The organism is candidate division KSB1 bacterium, assembly GCA_016214895.1.
GTDB lineage: Bacteria > Electryoneota > RPQS01 > RPQS01 > RPQS01 > JACRMR01.
Map to the genome: position 1 here is coordinate 389564 of JACRMR010000003.1, position 17210 is coordinate 406773.

General features: G+C 59.7%; 13 protein-coding genes. 10 read left to right on the plus strand and 3 right to left on the minus strand.

The genetic code is table 11. The features are described from left to right. Positions 1-101: 101 nt before the first annotated feature. Positions 102-551 carry a zinc ribbon domain-containing protein gene (locus HZB60_03470; GenBank protein ID MBI5058828.1) on the minus strand — a complete coding sequence of 150 codons (450 nt, stop codon included), beginning with the start codon at positions 549-551 and terminating at the stop codon, positions 102-104. A gap of 86 nt (positions 552-637) precedes the next feature. Continuing rightward, positions 638-1090, minus strand: coding sequence for an OsmC family protein (locus HZB60_03475; GenBank protein MBI5058829.1), 453 nt, complete (start codon positions 1088-1090; stop codon positions 638-640). Between the two features lie 246 nt (positions 1091-1336). Between HZB60_03475 and HZB60_03480 the strand changes: the two genes are divergently transcribed. Then, complete coding sequence (locus tag HZB60_03480) at positions 1337-1609, plus strand: HU family DNA-binding protein (protein ID MBI5058830.1); 273 nt, start codon at positions 1337-1339, stop codon at positions 1607-1609. Positions 1610-1755: 146 nt separating this feature from the next. Beyond that, complete coding sequence (locus HZB60_03485; GenBank protein MBI5058831.1) at positions 1756-2391, plus strand: YceI family protein; 636 nt, start codon at positions 1756-1758, stop codon at positions 2389-2391. Between the two features lie 333 nt (positions 2392-2724). On the opposite strand, the gene HZB60_03490 is transcribed toward HZB60_03485, so the two are convergent. Continuing rightward, positions 2725-4686 (minus strand): cation:proton antiporter, encoded by a 1962-nt coding sequence (locus HZB60_03490; GenBank protein ID MBI5058832.1) that lies wholly within the window; start codon positions 4684-4686, stop codon positions 2725-2727. A gap of 359 nt (positions 4687-5045) precedes the next feature. Between HZB60_03490 and HZB60_03495 the strand changes: the two genes are divergently transcribed. The 8 genes from HZB60_03495 (at position 5046) to HZB60_03530 (ending at position 17154) form a co-directional block, all read left to right on the plus strand. Next, positions 5046-5666, plus strand: a complete 621-nt coding sequence (locus tag HZB60_03495; GenBank protein MBI5058833.1) for a threonylcarbamoyl-AMP synthase — start codon at positions 5046-5048, stop codon at positions 5664-5666. Between the two features lie 15 nt (positions 5667-5681). After that, the gene (locus HZB60_03500) at positions 5682-7331 is read left to right on the plus strand and encodes a CPBP family intramembrane metalloprotease (GenBank protein MBI5058834.1); all 1650 of its coding nucleotides are present in this window, start codon (positions 5682-5684) and stop codon (positions 7329-7331) included. Between the two features lie 458 nt (positions 7332-7789). After that, positions 7790-9775 carry a T9SS type A sorting domain-containing protein gene (locus tag HZB60_03505; GenBank protein MBI5058835.1) on the plus strand — a complete coding sequence of 662 codons (1986 nt, stop codon included), beginning with the start codon at positions 7790-7792 and terminating at the stop codon, positions 9773-9775. 731 nt (positions 9776-10506) lie between these two features. Beyond that, on the plus strand, positions 10507-11262 hold the full coding sequence (locus HZB60_03510) for an electron transfer flavoprotein subunit beta/FixA family protein (protein ID MBI5058836.1): 756 nt from the start codon (positions 10507-10509) through the stop codon (positions 11260-11262). 75 nt (positions 11263-11337) lie between these two features. Beyond that, complete coding sequence (locus tag HZB60_03515) at positions 11338-11553, plus strand: hypothetical protein (GenBank protein MBI5058837.1); 216 nt, start codon at positions 11338-11340, stop codon at positions 11551-11553. A 48-nt stretch (positions 11554-11601) separates the two neighbouring features. Beyond that, a complete protein-coding gene (locus tag HZB60_03520; GenBank protein MBI5058838.1) occupies positions 11602-13923 on the plus strand; it encodes a serine/threonine-protein phosphatase in 2322 nt (773 codons plus the stop codon). Between the two features lie 32 nt (positions 13924-13955). Continuing rightward, entirely contained in the window at positions 13956-14927 is a 972-nt protein-coding gene (locus tag HZB60_03525) for an electron transfer flavoprotein subunit alpha/FixB family protein (GenBank protein MBI5058839.1), read from the plus strand. A gap of 46 nt (positions 14928-14973) precedes the next feature. Beyond that, complete coding sequence (locus HZB60_03530) at positions 14974-17154, plus strand: T9SS type A sorting domain-containing protein (GenBank protein MBI5058840.1); 2181 nt, start codon at positions 14974-14976, stop codon at positions 17152-17154. Positions 17155-17210 lie beyond the last annotated feature (56 nt).

Here is a 17210-nt window from a genome sequence, read left to right on the forward strand (position 1 = left end):
CTCGGTGGCTGGTTCGAGGTGGATGGATAGGGACGGGCAGGGGCGAACGAATGTGTCCGGGGCAGGAGTTATCAACAACAGTTTGTGGATAACGGTCGGGATCACACAAGATATAGGGTTCGCACTGCTAAGTTAAGCAAATATTGCCGTCGTGTCAAGGAAAAAGCATAGAGAAAATGGCAAAGATCAGGCCATCCTGGCGGTGAAGAGAGGTGTCTTGTGAAACTTCTCACGAAATTGGAGAGTGCGGCATCCGGTGGATAACTGGCGGATTCGATTCTCCCTGGGGTTTCGAGAATCGGCAGCCATGATTCGCCATGGCTGCAATGTCCTCCGCAGCAACCACCGCCTCCGCCCAGCTCGCTCTGACAGGCGCCGGACTCGCAGGGGCCGGACTCGGCCTGCGCGACCGCGAAAGCACTGAGCAGTTTGGTGAATTCGGCTTGTTTGCCGCAAGCGCACACCGCGGGGGGAACATCCTCTCCTGCATTCCGGGCGAAGATCTCGGCGACGCGTCCGCAGGAATTGCAACGATACTCATAGATTGGCATGGAAACTCCGGGAAAGCGATGAATCAGAGATGAAGTGGCTTGGCCGTTGCGGAACGCCTTGACGCAAAGCAGTGCAGCGGCCGGACTCAGACGGAGACGTAAGTTGGTTCAACGACCACTTCGGATTTTACGGACAGAGCGATGTAACAGTTTCCGTGGGCCTTCTCGAACAGCGTGTCGAGCTTTGATTTGTCGATGGGTCCCTTGATCTTTACGGTTGGTCGCAGGACCATCTTGGTCACGCGATAGCGACGATCGACGAATTCCAATAAGGCCTCGGCCTCGTCCTCATAGCCGACAATTGGCACCCGCGATTTGGAGCAGACGGCGAGGTAGGTCAGCATGAGGCATGCGCTCTGCGATGCCAGAAAAAGCTCCTCGGGATTCGTTGCGCCGGTTACGCGACCTTCTTTGAACGACGATGTGCGCATTCCTTGCCCGCCCGGAAGGGACGACCTTAGTTCGCGGGAGAAGGTGTCATAGTCCTCGACATCGCCAGACCACACCGAGCGGACTCTGAAAAGTTCTGGTTCTTCCATGAAATCTACCTCGCAAATTCTTGTGGATAGTAGAAATAGCCTACGAGGTCCAATATACAGAATTTGCGGGCGAATCTCAAATCCGGCCGGGTTGACTGAAGTGTAAACTGGACTAATCCGGTCAACAAAGAATAGTTTTCAAATTATGTGGTGAAAACTTGACTCTTTGGTAATAATCTACTATCATGGCGATTGTGAAACGCTATGTTTCACGAGGTTAAGCCGTATTCAGAGGAGATGGGCAGTATGACGAAGGAGGAGTTGGTCGCGGCGATATCGGCGAGAACGGGCCTGAACCGACGCTCGTCGGAGGACGCACTGGAGGCCGCGCTGGAAACCATTTCTGATGCGGTGCGGGACGGGGATAAGGTGACGCTATCAGGATTCGGGAACTTCCTGCTGGTCGATCGGGCTCCGCGCAAGGCGCGTAACCCGAAGACTGGGGAAGTCGTGGAGGTGCCGCAGCGGAAGTTGCCGCGCTTCGTGCCCAGCAAGAAGTTCATCGAGCTGGCCAAGTAACGACTTCACGTCCGACATTTCGCGCTGGAAAGGCCTGGCAGCCGGATCCGACCGAGGAACCGGCTATCGGGCTTTTTGGTAGAAGGAGCAGGCGATGTCGCCGCCGTTGCGTTACGCTGTTGCGCAACCACCAACCTGGAGGGATTATGATTAGGGTTGCCGCTTTGATGTTCATCGCGTTTACGTTGGCGCTGCGAGGCCCGTTCGTCGCGCAGGCCGGGGAGTTTCATACGCTGGATCAGGACCAGAAGAACGTTGTCGAGTTCACCTCGGAAGCGACGATGGAGAAGATTGTCGGGCGGACGTCGTCGGTGACCGGGAGCGTGAATCTGAATCTGGCCGAACTTACGGCGACGAGCGGCGGAAGTTTCACCGTCGATCTGAACACACTCGATACCGGGCTGTCGTTGCGCAATCAGCACATGCGGGAGAATCACCTCGAAACCAAGTTGTATCCCCAGGCGACGTTCACGCTAAAGCGGCTGGAAAGTCCGTCCGCGGCGACACTGGGATTCGGGGGTGAAGTGACGGTGACGGCGGTTGGTGATTTCGCGTTGCATGGGATCACGAAGGAGTACATGATTCCGGTGACGTTGCGTTATCTGGCGGCTGGTGGCGAAGCGGAGAAGCGGCTGTCCGGCGGCCAAGGGAATCTGCTCTACGTGACGGCAAACTGGACGGTCAAGCTTGAGGATCACCAGATCAAACGGCCGGAGTTTCTGTTCCTGCGACTTTCGCCGGAGCAGAAGATCGAGATCAGCGTGGCGTTAACGGATCAGTGATGGATTGAGCTGCGAGCGCGAGGGGATGCAATCGTGGAAGGGGCCGTGAGGCTCCTTTCTTCGTTCTGCGCGCGGGGCAAGATTCCGGCCGCGCGAGGACGCACGGCTCGGGGGGGGAAGAGCGGGGCACGTCCGGTCTCAAGAGACGTACCGCCGCAGGGAAGATTCCGGGCATGTGGAGACACATGCCTCGGCGGTGGAGCTCGGCGAAGAAGAGCGGGGCACGTCAAGTCTCAAGAGACGTGCCGCCGCAGGCCGCCCGCGAGGTGCGACTCTCCGAATCCGGCGGGGTGAGGGCACCCCGCTCGGCGGGGACGCACGGCTCGGCGGGGGTTACGCTCGGACGATGCCTTGGACGGCGCGATTCAGGGCCTCGTGGGAGCCGTATAGGACGACCAGGTCGCCGGCTCGGAGCACAGCCTGCCCGATCGGCTGGGGCAGAGGTTTGCCATCGCGAAGAATCGATAGCAGAATCAGATTCTCGTTTTGCATCAGCCCGATGTCGTCGGGCGTGCGCCCGACGTGTGGATTATCCAGCGACACATAGATGGCCTCGACCAACCGCTGCATCAGAATCGCCTGCAGGTTTTCGAGGCCGCTGGGGGTGGATCCGGTGCGTAACAGACGGTAGCTCTGTCCGCGGACCAGATCAATCTGGGCGGCGATGATGTGCGCGGGGATGCGGTAATGCGCGAGCACCGTGGAGAAGATGCGCAGCGAGGTTTCGAACTCTTCCGGGACGACCACGCTGGCGCCCAGCCGTTGCAGCTCCTCGACCTCGGCGACATGGCGTGTGCGGACAATGATGTGAATGGACGCGGATTGTGTCCGCAGAATGGCGACGGCGCGCCGCGTGGCCGCGGGGTCGGAAATGGCTAAGACGACGAGGTCGAAATCCCGGATGCCGATGGCTTGCAGGACTTCGGGGCTGGCGACATCTCCGTAGTGGATAATTTCGCCGTCCGTGCGGGCGCGGCGGCAGATTTCGGGATTTGATTCGAGAATCTCATAGTACAGGCCGGTCTCGTGCAGCGCGCGGGCCACATTGTGTCCATTGAGTCCGAAGCCGACAATCAGAATCGCGGGTTGCGGGCGCGGGTCACGCGTTGTCCGTTCTTGATCGGAGTCCACGCCGCGCAGGAAGCGCAGGCGTTCTTGCGCGCGCCAACTGAAGCGCGGCGCCCACTGCATGACGATCGGGGTAATCGCCAGCGTCAAGGCAGCGGTGGTGAGCAGGTATTGGAACTCGCGGTCCGCCAGTAGATTCAACGCGGCGGCGGTGGTGAGAATCAGGAAGGCGAATTCGCCGATTTGGGCGAGATACAATCCGCCTTGCAGGCTGACGCGCGATGACAGTCTGAACGGCGCCGCCGCCAGGACCACGATCAGTGGCTTGACGACGATGACTCCGGCCACCATCAGCAGCACTCCGATGGGATGGTCGCGCACAAGTCCGACATCGAAAAGTAGTCCCACCGAGACGAAGAAGAGGCTGGAAAAGAGCGTGCGGAAGGGCGCGACTTCGGCGAGGATTTGCGGATAGTAAGGAGTCTCTGCCAGCATCAGCCCGGCGGCGAAGGCGCCGATGGCCAGCGACAAACCGGCCAGCGAGGTTAGCCAGGCCGTTCCCAGGAGTACTAGGATCGTGGCCAGCAATACGACCTCGGACGTACGAATAGTCATCAGGCGGGCGAAGCATCGAGGCAGCAGGTAGCGCGCGATCAGGTAGAGCGAGCCGACCAGCGCGACGGCCATCAGGGCCTGACGTCCGATGGACTGCCAGTCGGCGCGTGCATCGGTCATGATGTTCATGGCCATCAGCATGGGCACGACGGCGACGTCCTGAATAACGGCGATGGCCACGACCATGCGCCCCAGCGGCGTTTCGACTTCGCCGAAGTCCGAGAGGCCCTTGAGCACAATGGCCGACGACGAAACCGCGAGGACGAAGCCGATGGTCAGCGACGTGGGCGTAGAGAAGCCGAGCAAACTCGCCGCGAGAGCTCCGGCCGCGACGGTGACGATCACCTGGAGCGCGCCGATCAGGTAGAGCTTGGCGGGAGTCCGCAGCAGTTCGGAGAGCGAGAATTCGAGGCCGACCGAAAACAGCAGCAGCACGACGCCGATTTCGGCGGCCGTCTCGATATTTTCGGCGGCATCGATGAGACCCAGCCCGGAGGGACCGATGAGGATTCCGGTCAGGACGAAGCCCGCGATCGAGGGCAGACCGAGCCGCCGGAACACGAACAGGACCGGCAGAGAGGACCCGATGATCAACATCAGGTCGGTGAACATGGGCAAGCCGGATGACATGCGAACGAGGCTATAAAGGATTAATTAACAGGAGGATTGAGGGTGCGTACGGGCGCGGTAAGGGAACGGATCGGACGGCGGGCGAAGATCGGTTCCGTCCGCCGACCAGCCCGATCACGATTGGCTTCGCCGCCGAGCCGAACCAGAGTCAGGGTACGACTCGCTGCGGGACCACTGCTTAGTATAGGGCATCTGGACGCCGAAGTCAAGTGAGCGGCGCACCAAATGGCTTGCGATTGCTCATAAGTTGATGTATTTTGTTGTCAGGACCGTGCTTCGCACGGGCGCATGATTCACAGTTGACGGTACCCGGTCGGCACGGCCAGGGGTGAGGGGCTACCATGATTCTCGAAACGCATCCGGACAATCCCAATATTCGCTTCATTCGGCAGGCGATCAAGGCGCTTGAGGAGGGGCAGTTGATCGCGTACGCGACCGATACGACGTACGGACTGGGGTGTGATATTCACAGCAAGCAGGCGATGGCGCGGGCGCTGACGCTGAAGGGGTATTCCAAATATCACGCGCTATCGTTTCTGTGCGCCGATCTCTCGGACATCGCCACCTATGCGAATGTGGACACCCCGGCCTACAAGATCATGAAGCGATGCCTGCCCGGTCCATTCACGTTCGTGCTGCCGGCGACGCGGGAGGTGCCGCGGCTGCTGTTGACGAAGCAGAAGACCGTGGGCATCCGCGTGCCCGCTCACCCGGTGTGTCACTCGCTTCTGAAGGAGTTCGGACGGCCGATTTTGTCGACCAGCGTGACGGATCGGGACGGCGATGTGATCGGCGATCCGGAGCGGATTGAAGAGGTCTGGGGACACGAGATTGCGCTCGTGCTCGATTCCGGGGTGTTGCCGGCAGAGGTCTCGACCGTCGTGGACTTGACAGATTCGGAAGATCCGGTCATTGTTCGCGTGGGCAAGGGCGACGTGAGTCTGATCGGCGGCCTTGTCTAATTCGGGAGCAAGCGCTTGAAGTTCGAAGCCCTGACGAAGTTGATGAGCATGCACACTGACCCGGCGCGGCGCGAATGGCCGCGCCGGATTGGTTCGTGGTATCTGACCAGTTTGATACCACCGATCGTACTGCTGGCGACGGTGCTGTGGTTCGTCGGAACGCGGGGCAATCCCTGGCCGCTCGGGTGGGTGCGGATGGACGAGGCGGCCGGAATCGCGGAGGACTTTCTGCTGGCGCAGGGGGCCGACTTGGCCAACTACACGATGATTCGCGCGACGGATCGGCGCGGCGGGGGCGAGTGGGGCACGGTGGAAGGCGACGAATGGCGCTTTGCGGTCAATCCCGCGGTCGGCTATTTGGTTCGCTATTTTCGGGAAGGGCAGATCGACGGCTGGACGGTGGGGGTCTCGCCGGCGGGCAACATCTATAAGGTTGACCGACAGATTCTCGATGACGAGCCGGGGGCGCGGCTAGATCAAAACGATGCACTGGATCTGGCGCTGACGAAGTTGAGTACGGAGTTGGCCGTACCGACGGCGGGTCTGGAGATTGTGGGTGATACGCTGGTGATGCGGCCGCAGCGCACGGATTGGGCGTTTACGTTTGCCTGGCCGGATACCTTTGGGCGGGGCGGGAAGCTCTCGCTGATTCTGAGCGGCGATGCGCTGACCGGCTACGCGGTCGAGCCGGACGTCAGCTCGACGATACCGCCGCCGGCGCGTCGGCCGAGCGATCACCGCGTACTTGGTTTCACACTGATTGTGCTGGGCGTGTTCGTGGCGGTGCAGCGGCATCGCACGAAACTCGCGTTATCCACGGCGGCGGCGTGGGGGGGGGCAGTGTTCGTGCTGGTGATCGCGGTGCGCGCGCTGACGTTTCCGCAGGCGATGCTGCTGATGCCGGCGGACAGTCCGTATGCCGGATTCGTCGCGCGGGTGGCTTTGAGCGCAATCGTGGAGGCGCTGCAGAGCGCGATCTTGATCGGGTTGATCGTGGCCACGGGTGAGGCGCTCTGGCGCGACATGTTGCCGCGGGTGCCGTCGCTGAGTTCGGTGGGGCGCGGGACCAAGACCTACGGACTGCCGTTCAGTGCGATGGTGCACCGCGCGGCGCGCTTCGCACTCTGGGCGGCGGCGATAGTGATCGCCGTCGAGTCATGGATGATGCCGCACTTCGGTGCGCTGGGACAGATGAGCAAGCTGCCGATGGTGGTTTCCGGAGCACTCGCTTCTCCGGTCCCGTCACTGGGATTGCCGACGCTGATTTGTTCTGACATTCTGTGGGACGAGCTGCTGTATCGGTTGTGGTTGATTCCGGTCTGCATGCAGCTTGTGCGCGCGCCGCTGGCGATCGTCTTGAGCGCGCTGGTGGCGGTGTTTTTCAGCGGCTACGATGTGGCGCAGTTCACCCAGTTGGCCGCGCTGTCCTATCTGGCATGGGGAATTGTGGCGGGAGTGCTGGCGGTCCGGGGCGGGATTATCGCCGCGCTGCTGTTTCACCTGTTCGTGCTTGGCGGACACTCCGCGTTGGCGATGGTGTGGACCGGATTCGCTGAGGTAATCGGTTTCACGATGTTCGGGGTGATGGGGCTGGTGATCATTGCGATCCTGACGGTGCCGGGGCTGGGCGGAGACGATTCCGAAAACGTGAAACTTGAAACGTGAAGCGTGAGTGATCGAAAGTTCGATCGAACATGTGCAGATACACTTTCATCTTGATGTTGGCGAGCGTGGCGTGGGCGGGGCCGGCGCTTCCGCCGTCGATCTTCTTCGTGGCCAACGAGGGGCAGTGGGACGAGCCGTTTGCCTTCAAGCTGAGCGCGGGAGGCACGACCTACTATATTACGAATCAGGGCCTGACTATCGACATCCGGCAGTATGACCGAACGGCCAACGCCGCGTCGGGTCTCCCCCCATATCCTATGGGGGGATTAAGGGGGGAGGAGGAGCCCCAGCCAGCATCGGTTCGTGGTCACGTCCTGAAGATGAACTTCGTCAATCGGCTCTCCCCCCCCTCTGTGGGGGGACTAAGGGGGGTTGACAAGTTGCCCAGCTACTCGAACTACTTCTTGGGCCGCGACTCGTGCAAGTGGCGGAGCCGGGTCGGGCACTATCAGCGGGTGATGGCGAAGAATGTTTGGAATGGGATCGATGTGGAGTTCGTGGCCGATCCGCAGGGCATCAAGACCAACTATCACGTTCAGCCTTTCGCCGATCCGTCGCAGATTCTGATTGAGTATGAAGGACTTGACGCACCGCTGCTGGTTGACGGCTCCGGGAATCTCGTGCTGGCGACTTCGTTGGGTGAACTGATAGAGCAGAAGCCGTTGGGATGGCAAAAGGACAATTCGGTTCAAACCGATGTACAGGTGTGCTTTCGGTCTATATCGAACGAAACTTACTCTTTAGTATTGGGTGCGTATAACCCTGACAAGAAGTTCACGATTGATCCACTACTTTACAGTACTTACTTTGGATCGGGTACAGGAGCGACTGGTCTATGTCTCGACCTCGAAGGTCATATAGTGATTTCGGGGTCAACACTTGATGATAATTTCCCGATTACTCCCGGTTCGTATCGCGACACGCCGATTTGGATGCACGACTGCTTCATCAGCATGTTTTCGGCAAATGGGGACTTTCTCTTATTCTCAACCTATATCGGCGGCAGTGATGAGGACTGGGAAACCGAACTGGTGGCCGACAATCAAGGAAATATTGTAATCGCAGCAAATACCGAAAGCCATGATTGGCCGCGTACATCGGGCGCGTTTGATTCAATATTTGGCGGTGACTACGAAGTAGCATTATCCCATATTTCAATGGATGGAGCAAACCTCCTTTACTCTACGTACATTGGCGGCCCGATTAGCGAGTTCGTTGAATGCATGAGGTATGACTCCGTTAATGATGAAATGTATGTAATGGGCTATGCAAACACTGGAAATCTATTTCCGACGACCCCGGATGCGATGGCTCGTTCGTCACCCGGTAGCCCCGGTTTTGTTACGATTTACGATACACGTGACCAGCAAGTTACGTACTCGACGTTGTTTCCAACTCGGGTTGAAAATACCAGAGTCAATATTCGTTCCGGGTATCTTACTGGGTATCGTCAACTTTGGGTAGCCGGAGAATGTGACAGTGGATTAATCGTTACTGAGAGTGCTTTCCAACCGAATTTTGGAGGTCACTCCGATGCTTACGTATCTCATTTGAATTTGTCGGACGGAATAATTGGCTACAGCTCTTTTCTAGGCGGAATGGATTGGGACTTTGCTTCGACTGTCACGGTTAGCGACTCTGGTGTCTTTGTTGGCGGTAGCACTTTGTCGTTGAATTTTCCTACTACACAAGGAGTGATAGACACTGTAGGGGGGCCAGCTGGTTTTTGGGAATGGTTTATCTCGCGAATTGAACCCTCCTCGGGTCTCATTGCCTCAAGTTTATTAGGCGGAATGTACCATGACTATGTTGATTTTATCAGTGCGGGTGACGCGAGCGGAATTCTCGTTGTCGGAAGCACCGGTAGTCCGGATTTTCCTTTATCGGCGGACACAACAGATCCGGCGCTTGGAAGTGGCAATGCTGTGATTGCCCGGCTGTCCTTTGATCTTACTTCTCCAATATATTCAACTCGATTTGGGGCATCAGCAGGTGTTGGAGTGCAAGCGATGGTGAATCCAGATCCTAATACACTGTGGCTTTCCGGAGTGGTCGGCGATTCGGGCGAACTTCCATTAACAGACAATGCATATCAGAGAACTTCGCAAGGCTGGTTATCGAATTTCGTCACCGGAATCACGATTCAAGGCACCTCGGTCAATCGGGATCGTTACGGCCCGGATCGCCACAATGTGATCACGACATATCCAAATCCGACAAATGCGGGCGTTAACATGAGGTTCGATCTGACTCTGCCCGCTCCGGCAACGGTTCGCGCGTTCAATCTGCTCGGGCGCATGGTGGAACATCAAGATCTCGGTTTTCTATCGGCTGGACCCCACTCAGTTGAATTGCACGCGATTGGCTGGCCCTCAGGAGTGTACTACATCGAGTTGGAACTCGGGACCGAAGTGGTAACGGTGAAATCAGTCCTGTTAAGATAGCAGAGTCAACGAACAAGCGATTCTTCGCAACCCTATTGGTCAGAAGGAGTGGCTTACGGCTGTGCGGGCTTGTTGCCGAAATCGGAATCCGCCGAGCGGGGTGCCCTCACCCCGCCGGAATCGGGGTGAACCACACCCCGATCTTCATCGAATTCACAAGTTTCTTCTCAGATTCCGGGCACCCGGGCACGGGGGCCTCGGCAAAATCATTTCGGCAACAAGCCCGTGCGGCGCTACGGTTGCGTAGAGGTCGGGTCGTGGACCCGCCCCTACGGGAGATACCGCCCGTGATGTGCAGGAATTGACGCACCTGCCGTGTGGCGGAATCTGGTCCGGTTGACGACCGGAGCGGGATTCCGGCAGGGACACATTCCCTGCTCGGCGAGGAGATCCCGATGCGCGAAGACGCGCCCCCCCCCCGGCCCCCCACGGGATGTGGGGGGAGGCCGACTCGCCGATTCCGGCGAGAAGTTCCCGATGCGCGAAGACGCGCACCCCCCCGGCCCCCCACAGGATGTGGGGGGAGGGCCGACTCGCCGATTCCGGCTGGGCGAAATGCCGACGGCTCAGGGAGGGGCATGTCGTTGAATCTTTGAGATAAATTGAGTAGATTTAACGGCTTCTGCTTCCCTTTTGACCCCTTCGCCCCGTCTCGCTTTGCCCACGCCTGATGGCCGAGCGGCGATCATCGATTACTTTTCAATTTTTTCATTGCATCTTCTGGAGTTTTCGTGAACATCCTCTTGTTGCTCAAAGCTGTGGCCGACTCTGAGGCCAATATCAAACCCGCCGCCGACGGGAAGTCGGTCGCCCTCGACGGGATTAGCTGGATTCTCAATCCGTACGACGAATATGCCGTCGAGGAGGCGCTGAAACTCCGCGATGCCGACGGTTCGGGCGAAGTCGTGGCCGTCAGCGTCGGGGGCGACGACGTGTCGAAGGTACTGCGCACCGCATTGGCGATGGGTGTGGATCGCGGTGTGCACGTCAAAGGCGACGTCAGTTTCGATCCGCTGGCGACAGCGCAAGTCCTGGCGGCCGCCGTGAAGGGAATGAACTTCGCGTACGATCTGATTCTCTGTGGAAAGCAGGGCATCGATCACGATCATCACGGCGTAGGCGTCATGGTCGCCGAGCTGCTGGATATTCCGAGCGTAACCGTCGTGGTGAAGATTGAGAAGGCGGCGAGCGGATTTCGCTGCGAGCGGGAAGTGGAAAGCGGGGTTGAAGTGGTTGAGACGTCGCTGCCGTGCCTGATCGCGGCGAACAAGGGTTTGAACGAACCGCGCTATGCGTCGCTGAAGGGGATCATGGCGGCAAAGAAGAAACCGATTGACGAAGTCACGCCGGCCGCAATTGATCCGCAAATCGAAGTGATCTCCGTCACCTCGCGCCCGCCGCGGCAGCCGGGAGAGATCATCGGCCACGGCGTCGATGCGATTCCGCTGTTGATCAAGAAGCTCAAGGAAGAGGCGAAGGTGATCTGACCGAAAGGGCGATCCAGCCGAGTCCACCGGGCCCAGCCGCTGAAGCGGAGGGAAGGAAGAAATGAGGAGTGCGTCATGAATCGACCTACTCGCAAGTTCATCGTGCTTGGTGTGGTGATGCTCATGCTGGCGTCGCTGCAGATCCGTTATTTCGCGGGGGTTTCCATCGCGCACATTCTGGCGTTCTTTTTCGCGACCCTGGCGGCCGGGCTGATGCTGGGCCGCGCGATTACGCTGGGACGGTTGCCCGCTTCGCCGCCGCCCGCACCCGACAGTTCGATACATCGCTGACGCTGCCGCTCGGCGCTGCCGCCCGAGTACTTAACCGATATTCCGGTCATGCTACTATTCAAACGATTCGGCTTTTGCCTGACGCTCTTGCTGACGGCGCTGACGTTCGCGCAGACGCCCAGTCCCCCCACCCGGCACAGCTTCTTACAGCCGGGCGATTCGTTGTGGACCGAGATTTCGCTCGAGAAGGGCGACGTGCTGACGTGGACGCTTTACATGGGCAGCGGAACCGGGAGCACGCGAATCGCGCTTGAGAGCGATGCGGAGGGCAAGCAGTTCGAGCGTCGGTATAGCGGCGAACCGATTGAGATCAAAGAGGAATTCAAGCCGCAGCGCGGCGGGAAGTACCGGTTTCAGATCAAGGATGACGGCGCGCGCGGCAGGCTCGTTGACTTTACGTACTGGATTCAGCAGGGGCCTTCCGATCCGGTGGCATTTCCGCCGAACGCGGTTCAGCGACTGGCGACGAAATTCGCGAACGGCGACCGGTTTGTGGTCGAATACGAGTTCGTCTTCAAGGACACGCTGAAGTTTGAGACCTTGCGCAAGCTCGAATTGCCGCCTGATCTGATTCGGATGTGGACAACGACGCCGCTGGGGGATTCGGTTGTCGCCAGTTCCACGGTGCGCCGTTGGACCGGCGACGCGAGCAAGATTTCGCTGTTGGGCGGGGCGAGTCCGAAAGGCGGACGGTTGGCCTTCCGGCTGGAGCTGGCTCCGCCCGAAGCCGGTGATATGACGGTGCTGCTGGCGGCGGGAGCGTCCGCGCCGGCGTGGCTGCCCAAGGACGCGCTCATCACGGTAGTGCATACGCACGATCCGTGGGGCGCGGTGGTGGTGCCGCCGTTCGGTCGCGTGGTTCAAACGCGGCGCGCCGCGGCGCCGGATTTTGCGCGGGCGAAGTTCGCGCTGCAAAGTTTGCGGATCAACGGCGCGGATTCGCTGACCTTGGCGATGATGAGTTTGATCTATACCGAGCGCGATAGTTTTGCGACGGTTCGCCGGGAGCGGCTGATGCAGAGCATGGCCTACGATTCCGTGTTTTTGACGGGCAAGTGCACATTTTCGGCGCCGGAGCTGCACGTGATTACGGCGGAGCCATTGGCGGGGCGGCAGGACAGCGTGCACGGCGACGTGGTTTCGCGGCTTTCCTACTACGTGCACAATCCGGTGGGGCCGGAGGTCAGCGGCCGGGTTTACGAATGGCGGTATGATGAAGCGCGGGTGGCGATGGCGGCGTTGCCGAACGAGGTCTGCTGGGACAGCACGGTTTATCCGCTGCAACCGCAACTGAAGAGCTACGCTCCGGCGATCGCGGCCGATCCGGAGACGATTACGCTGACTCCGCCGACGAAGTTCAGCAAACCGCGGTTCGACAAGCAGGGTATTCCCTATGTGAATTCGAGTCAGCGCGTGCTCGGGCTGTTCTTCGAGAATACGACCAGCGACACGCTATATCTGGTCTATTCCCAACCGCGCACGGTGGATCAGACGATCGCCAAGCAGGTCTCGCGCTGGCCCAAGGGTGCGCGGTTGACGGCGCTGGTGTTGCTGTTTGCCGCGCTGATCGCCGGCGTGGTGGGCTCGATTGTCTATTTCCGCGCGAAGGGCGTGGAGCAGCGGCGGCAGAAGGCGTCGGAGGAGTTGGCGGCCGATCTGGAGAAGGCGCGTTCGGCGCAGTTGCAGCTGTTGCCCAAGGGTCCGCTCTTGATGGCCGGGCTGGAGGTGCTCGGTTTTCATCAGAGCATGCAGCAGGTGGGCGGCGACTACTATGATTTCTTTCCGCTTGACGACGGGCGCGTGATGCTGTGTGTGGCCGACGTGACCGGGCACGGTTACAAGGCGGCGCTGATCATGTCGAACTTGCAGGCGACGCTGCGGGCGCTGGCGGTGCCGGGGCGGCAGGTGACGGAAATCGTATCGGCATTGAATCTTGAGATGTACAAGCGGACGTCGCCGGAGGATTTCGTAACGATGGCGATCGGCGTGATTTCCGCGGATCGTTCGCGGATTACGATGGTCAACGCGGGCCACAATCCGGTTTACATTATCCGCGCCACCGGGCAGTTGCGCGAGGTGAGCGACGGTGGGATTATGCTGGGGGTGCTCGAATCGTATCCGTTCCTGCAGGCCGATTATCCGCTGTATGCGGGCGACATGATCGCGTTTTACACCGATGGGATTCCCGAGGCGACGCTGTCGAGTCTCCATGAGATGTTCGGCTACGACCGCTTGAAGCGGTTCCTGATCGACAACCACTCCGCGCCGATTGCCGACATTGCGCGCGAGCTGCTGAATGAAGTCACGCCGCGCGGCGGTCAGCAGATCGAAGACGATATGGCGATTGTACTCGTGCGGGTGAAACCGTAACTAATTCTGAAATCCAATAGCTGAGTAACGAGATGTCCACGATTCTGGTTTTTTGTCCGGCGCGGGACGGCCTGCTCCGTCCGGTTTGCAAGGAGATTGTATCGGCCGCGAAGCGAATTTCCGGCGATTTGAATGCGCGCGTCACCGCGGTCACCTTCGGAGAAGTTTCCGATGCCGCGACTCTGGGCGCGTTCGGCGCGAGCACGGTGGTGCAGCTCACGAGTCCCGCGCTGGGGAGCTACTCTACCGAGGGTTATGCGCAGGCGGCGAGTGAGTTTATTCAGAGCGAATCACCGCTGGCGGTGTTCTTTGCGGCCACGGCACGCGGGAAGGATCTCGCGCCGCGCGTTGCCGCGCGGGTGGGGCGCCCGCTGTTTTCCGATTGTACGGAGCTGAAAGTGGAAGGGGGGCAGCTTCACGCACAGCGGCCGATGTATGCGGGGAAGGTGATCCTGTGGGCGAAGATCAACGGGGGCTTCGGTGTGCTGACGCTGAGGCCGAAGGCATTTCTACCGGCTGAAGTCGGCGGCAGTGCGGCGGTCGAGTCGCGGGCGGTCAATGTTGATGCCGCCAAGGTACGCGCGCAGGTGGTTGAAGAAAAGGCGACGAGCGGCGGCGAACTCGACGTGTCGGAAGCGGACATCGTGGTTTCCGGTGGTCGTGGCTTGAAGGCTGCCGAGCATTTCAAGTTGATCGAGGATTTGGCGCACACGCTGGGCGGTGCGGTCGGCGCGTCACGCGCGGTGGTGGATGCGGGATGGCGATCGCATCACGAGCAGGTCGGACAGACGGGCAAAGTCGTGTCGCCCACGCTTTACATAGCGATCGCGATTTCCGGCGCCGTGCAGCATCTCGCGGGGATGACCACCAGCCGCGTGATCGTGGCGATCAACAAGGATGCCGATGCGCCGATCTTCAAAGTCGCGACCTACGGCATCGTGGGCGACGCGTTTGAGATTGTGCCGAAGTTGACGGAGGAGCTGAGGAAGGTGGTGGGACACTGAGACCCTTGGTATAGGACTTGTAACCCAATCCTATCAGAGGCGGCTTATGAAGACGTACCTGTTCGCGGCCCTGTTGGGCGGTCTGGTTTCGTTCGTTAATGATTCGTTAGCACAAGAAGTCGTCTGGCAGAACCCGCTGCCGAGCGGCAACCGGATTTTCCGGCCCCAGTTCCCGGTGCCGGATTGCGGTTTTGCCATGTCGATTGATCGATTAGTACGATCCAGCGATCACGGCCGTACATGGGATGATCTTGGACCGTTGCCACGTTGGCAAACCGACGGCGACTTCACGACGTTGAGCTTTGTCGATTGCGAGCACGGCTGGTGCGGGCGGAATAGTTGGTCAGAGGACAACGGGTGGGGCTGCGAAGTCTGGGGCACGGCGAACCACGGCGAGGCGTGGACCGAGGTCGATCATGCCGGGTTCATGCGGGTCACCAAGTTGAGCTTTTTGTCCGAAACTGAAGGGTGGATGGTCGGCAGCGACTCGATCGATTCCACTCCTGCCGTGCTTGCACACACGACGGACGGGGGACAGTCATGGTGGAGACAACTAAGCTTCGACGGCGCGTACTCCATCGATTTCGAGATGCACGATTCCGGCTGCGGGTGGTTGAGCGATCTTTTTGCACTCTACCGCACGACCGATCGGGGCGCGACGTGGCAGGTGGTGTATCCTGACGGAGTGTATTGCTTTTCGTTTGTCGATGATTCGCTGGGCTGGGGCGTCGAGCCGCCGCGCGGCGAGGTCGTGCGCTCGACTAATGGCGGCTTGGACTGGACCCTCCGCGCCGAACTGAACCTGTCCAACTGGGCGTACGACGTGCTATTCTTGAATCCGGCGGTTGGCTTGATCGCCGGCAACTCCGGGCCTCTGTCCGGCCAGATTCGACGAACGGGCGACGGCGGACTCACGTGGAGAAATGCGCTTTCCGGACGGGACCGCTATCCCGCGATTTTCGATGTGCTGAAGGTTGACGGCTACCGCCTGTTTGCGACCGGGTACGGTGGAATCCGGTTAATTTCGGAGGACGCGGGGCAGACGTGGAGTGAAGCGGGTTCCAGCGCAACTTGGGCGGAGATAACGGCCGTGGAATTCGATGGTGTCCGCGGCTTCGCGGTCACAAGTACCAGTGAGCTGCTGCGCACACGCAACGGTGGGCAGACTTGGCACGTCAATCTCGAACTGGGGCGCGACCATCCGCTGTATGATGTGCAGCTCATGGACCAAGTGGCTTACGCGTGCGGTGAGGGTCTATTCTTGCACACGGCGGACGGCGGAGATTCGTGGGACACGCTTTCCGCAGATGACCGTACGTATGTAGAGCTCAGTTTCATCAATGCCCGTCAGGGCTGGCGAATTGTCGAGTTCCAGGACTCCACATCGTTGGCCTTGGCGATTGAGTCCACCGCGGACTACGGACGCACGTGGGACACACAGTTCTCGGGGAACACCAACGGCGGGATCGGTGCGAAGTTGGAGATGATCAACGAGCTCACAGGCTGGGCGCTGCTGGGGCGGAGTTCCGGCGGTCTGATGCGAACAGTGGACGGTTGGGCGAATTGGACGTGGCAGGAAATCCCCGGGGCATCTTCGTTGGGAAGTTTTGATGCTATCGATTCCGCGACGGTTTGGCTTGGTGCAGGGCGCGGCATTTGGGTTTCTCACGACGGCGGTCAAAATTGGGATTCGGTGTCCGCGGCGCCGCAGTACAGCAGTGTTACCGACGTGGATTTCTACGACTCAGAATTGGGAGCGATTGGCCTGACGGGCGGAGGTGTGATGGTTACGACGAATGGTGGATTGACATGGAGTCATTACGACGCCAGAATTTTTGGCGGTCGGACCTATGTGAAGATGACGGAGTCGGGACTCGTACTTGTCGGGAGCGCATACGGCTCGCTGTTCAGTGTGCGATTCGGCGAGGGAACGTCGGAAGTCCACGCCGGGGGCGCGCCGCTGCCACAGTCGATCTCGCTTCTGTGCTTCCCCAATCCATTTAATCCCGCGACGCAGTTACGGCTTGAGTTGGCGGTTGCGGAACGGGTGACCGTCGCAATCTACGACCTGACCGGCCGGCTGGTCGAAACGCTGGCCGACGAAGTTATGCAGCCCGGTCCGCATTCGTTTACCTGGAGCGCCGACAAATTCACCAGCGGCATCTACTTCGCGCGGCTGGTGACGCCGACGCAGGCGGTCACCTCGAAATTGGTGCTGTTGCGGTGAAATACGGGAGGGTCGCGGATCGTTTTCCGGGAGGGTCGCGGACCCTCCCCTACAAG

Excerpts from the sequence above, each read along its gene's own strand:
- HZB60_03490 (MBI5058832.1), bottom strand. The coding sequence starts at position 4,686 with ATGTTCACCGACCTGATGTTGATCATCGGGTCCTCTCTGCCGGTCCTG.
- HZB60_03475 (MBI5058829.1), bottom strand. The coding sequence starts at position 1,090 with ATGGAAGAACCAGAACTTTTCAGAGTCCGCTCGGTGTGGTCTGGCGAT.
- HZB60_03495 (MBI5058833.1), top strand. The coding sequence starts at position 5,046 with ATGATTCTCGAAACGCATCCGGACAATCCCAATATTCGCTTCATTCGG.
- HZB60_03530 (MBI5058840.1), top strand. The coding sequence starts at position 14,974 with ATGAAGACGTACCTGTTCGCGGCCCTGTTGGGCGGTCTGGTTTCGTTC.
- HZB60_03485 (MBI5058831.1), top strand. The coding sequence starts at position 1,756 with ATGATTAGGGTTGCCGCTTTGATGTTCATCGCGTTTACGTTGGCGCTG.
- HZB60_03520 (MBI5058838.1), top strand. The coding sequence starts at position 11,602 with ATGCTACTATTCAAACGATTCGGCTTTTGCCTGACGCTCTTGCTGACG.
- HZB60_03515 (MBI5058837.1), top strand. The coding sequence starts at position 11,338 with ATGAATCGACCTACTCGCAAGTTCATCGTGCTTGGTGTGGTGATGCTC.
- HZB60_03470 (MBI5058828.1), bottom strand. The coding sequence starts at position 551 with ATGCCAATCTATGAGTATCGTTGCAATTCCTGCGGACGCGTCGCCGAG.
- HZB60_03525 (MBI5058839.1), top strand. The coding sequence starts at position 13,956 with ATGTCCACGATTCTGGTTTTTTGTCCGGCGCGGGACGGCCTGCTCCGT.
- HZB60_03480 (MBI5058830.1), top strand. The coding sequence starts at position 1,337 with ATGACGAAGGAGGAGTTGGTCGCGGCGATATCGGCGAGAACGGGCCTG.
- HZB60_03505 (MBI5058835.1), top strand. The coding sequence starts at position 7,790 with ATGGCGAAGAATGTTTGGAATGGGATCGATGTGGAGTTCGTGGCCGAT.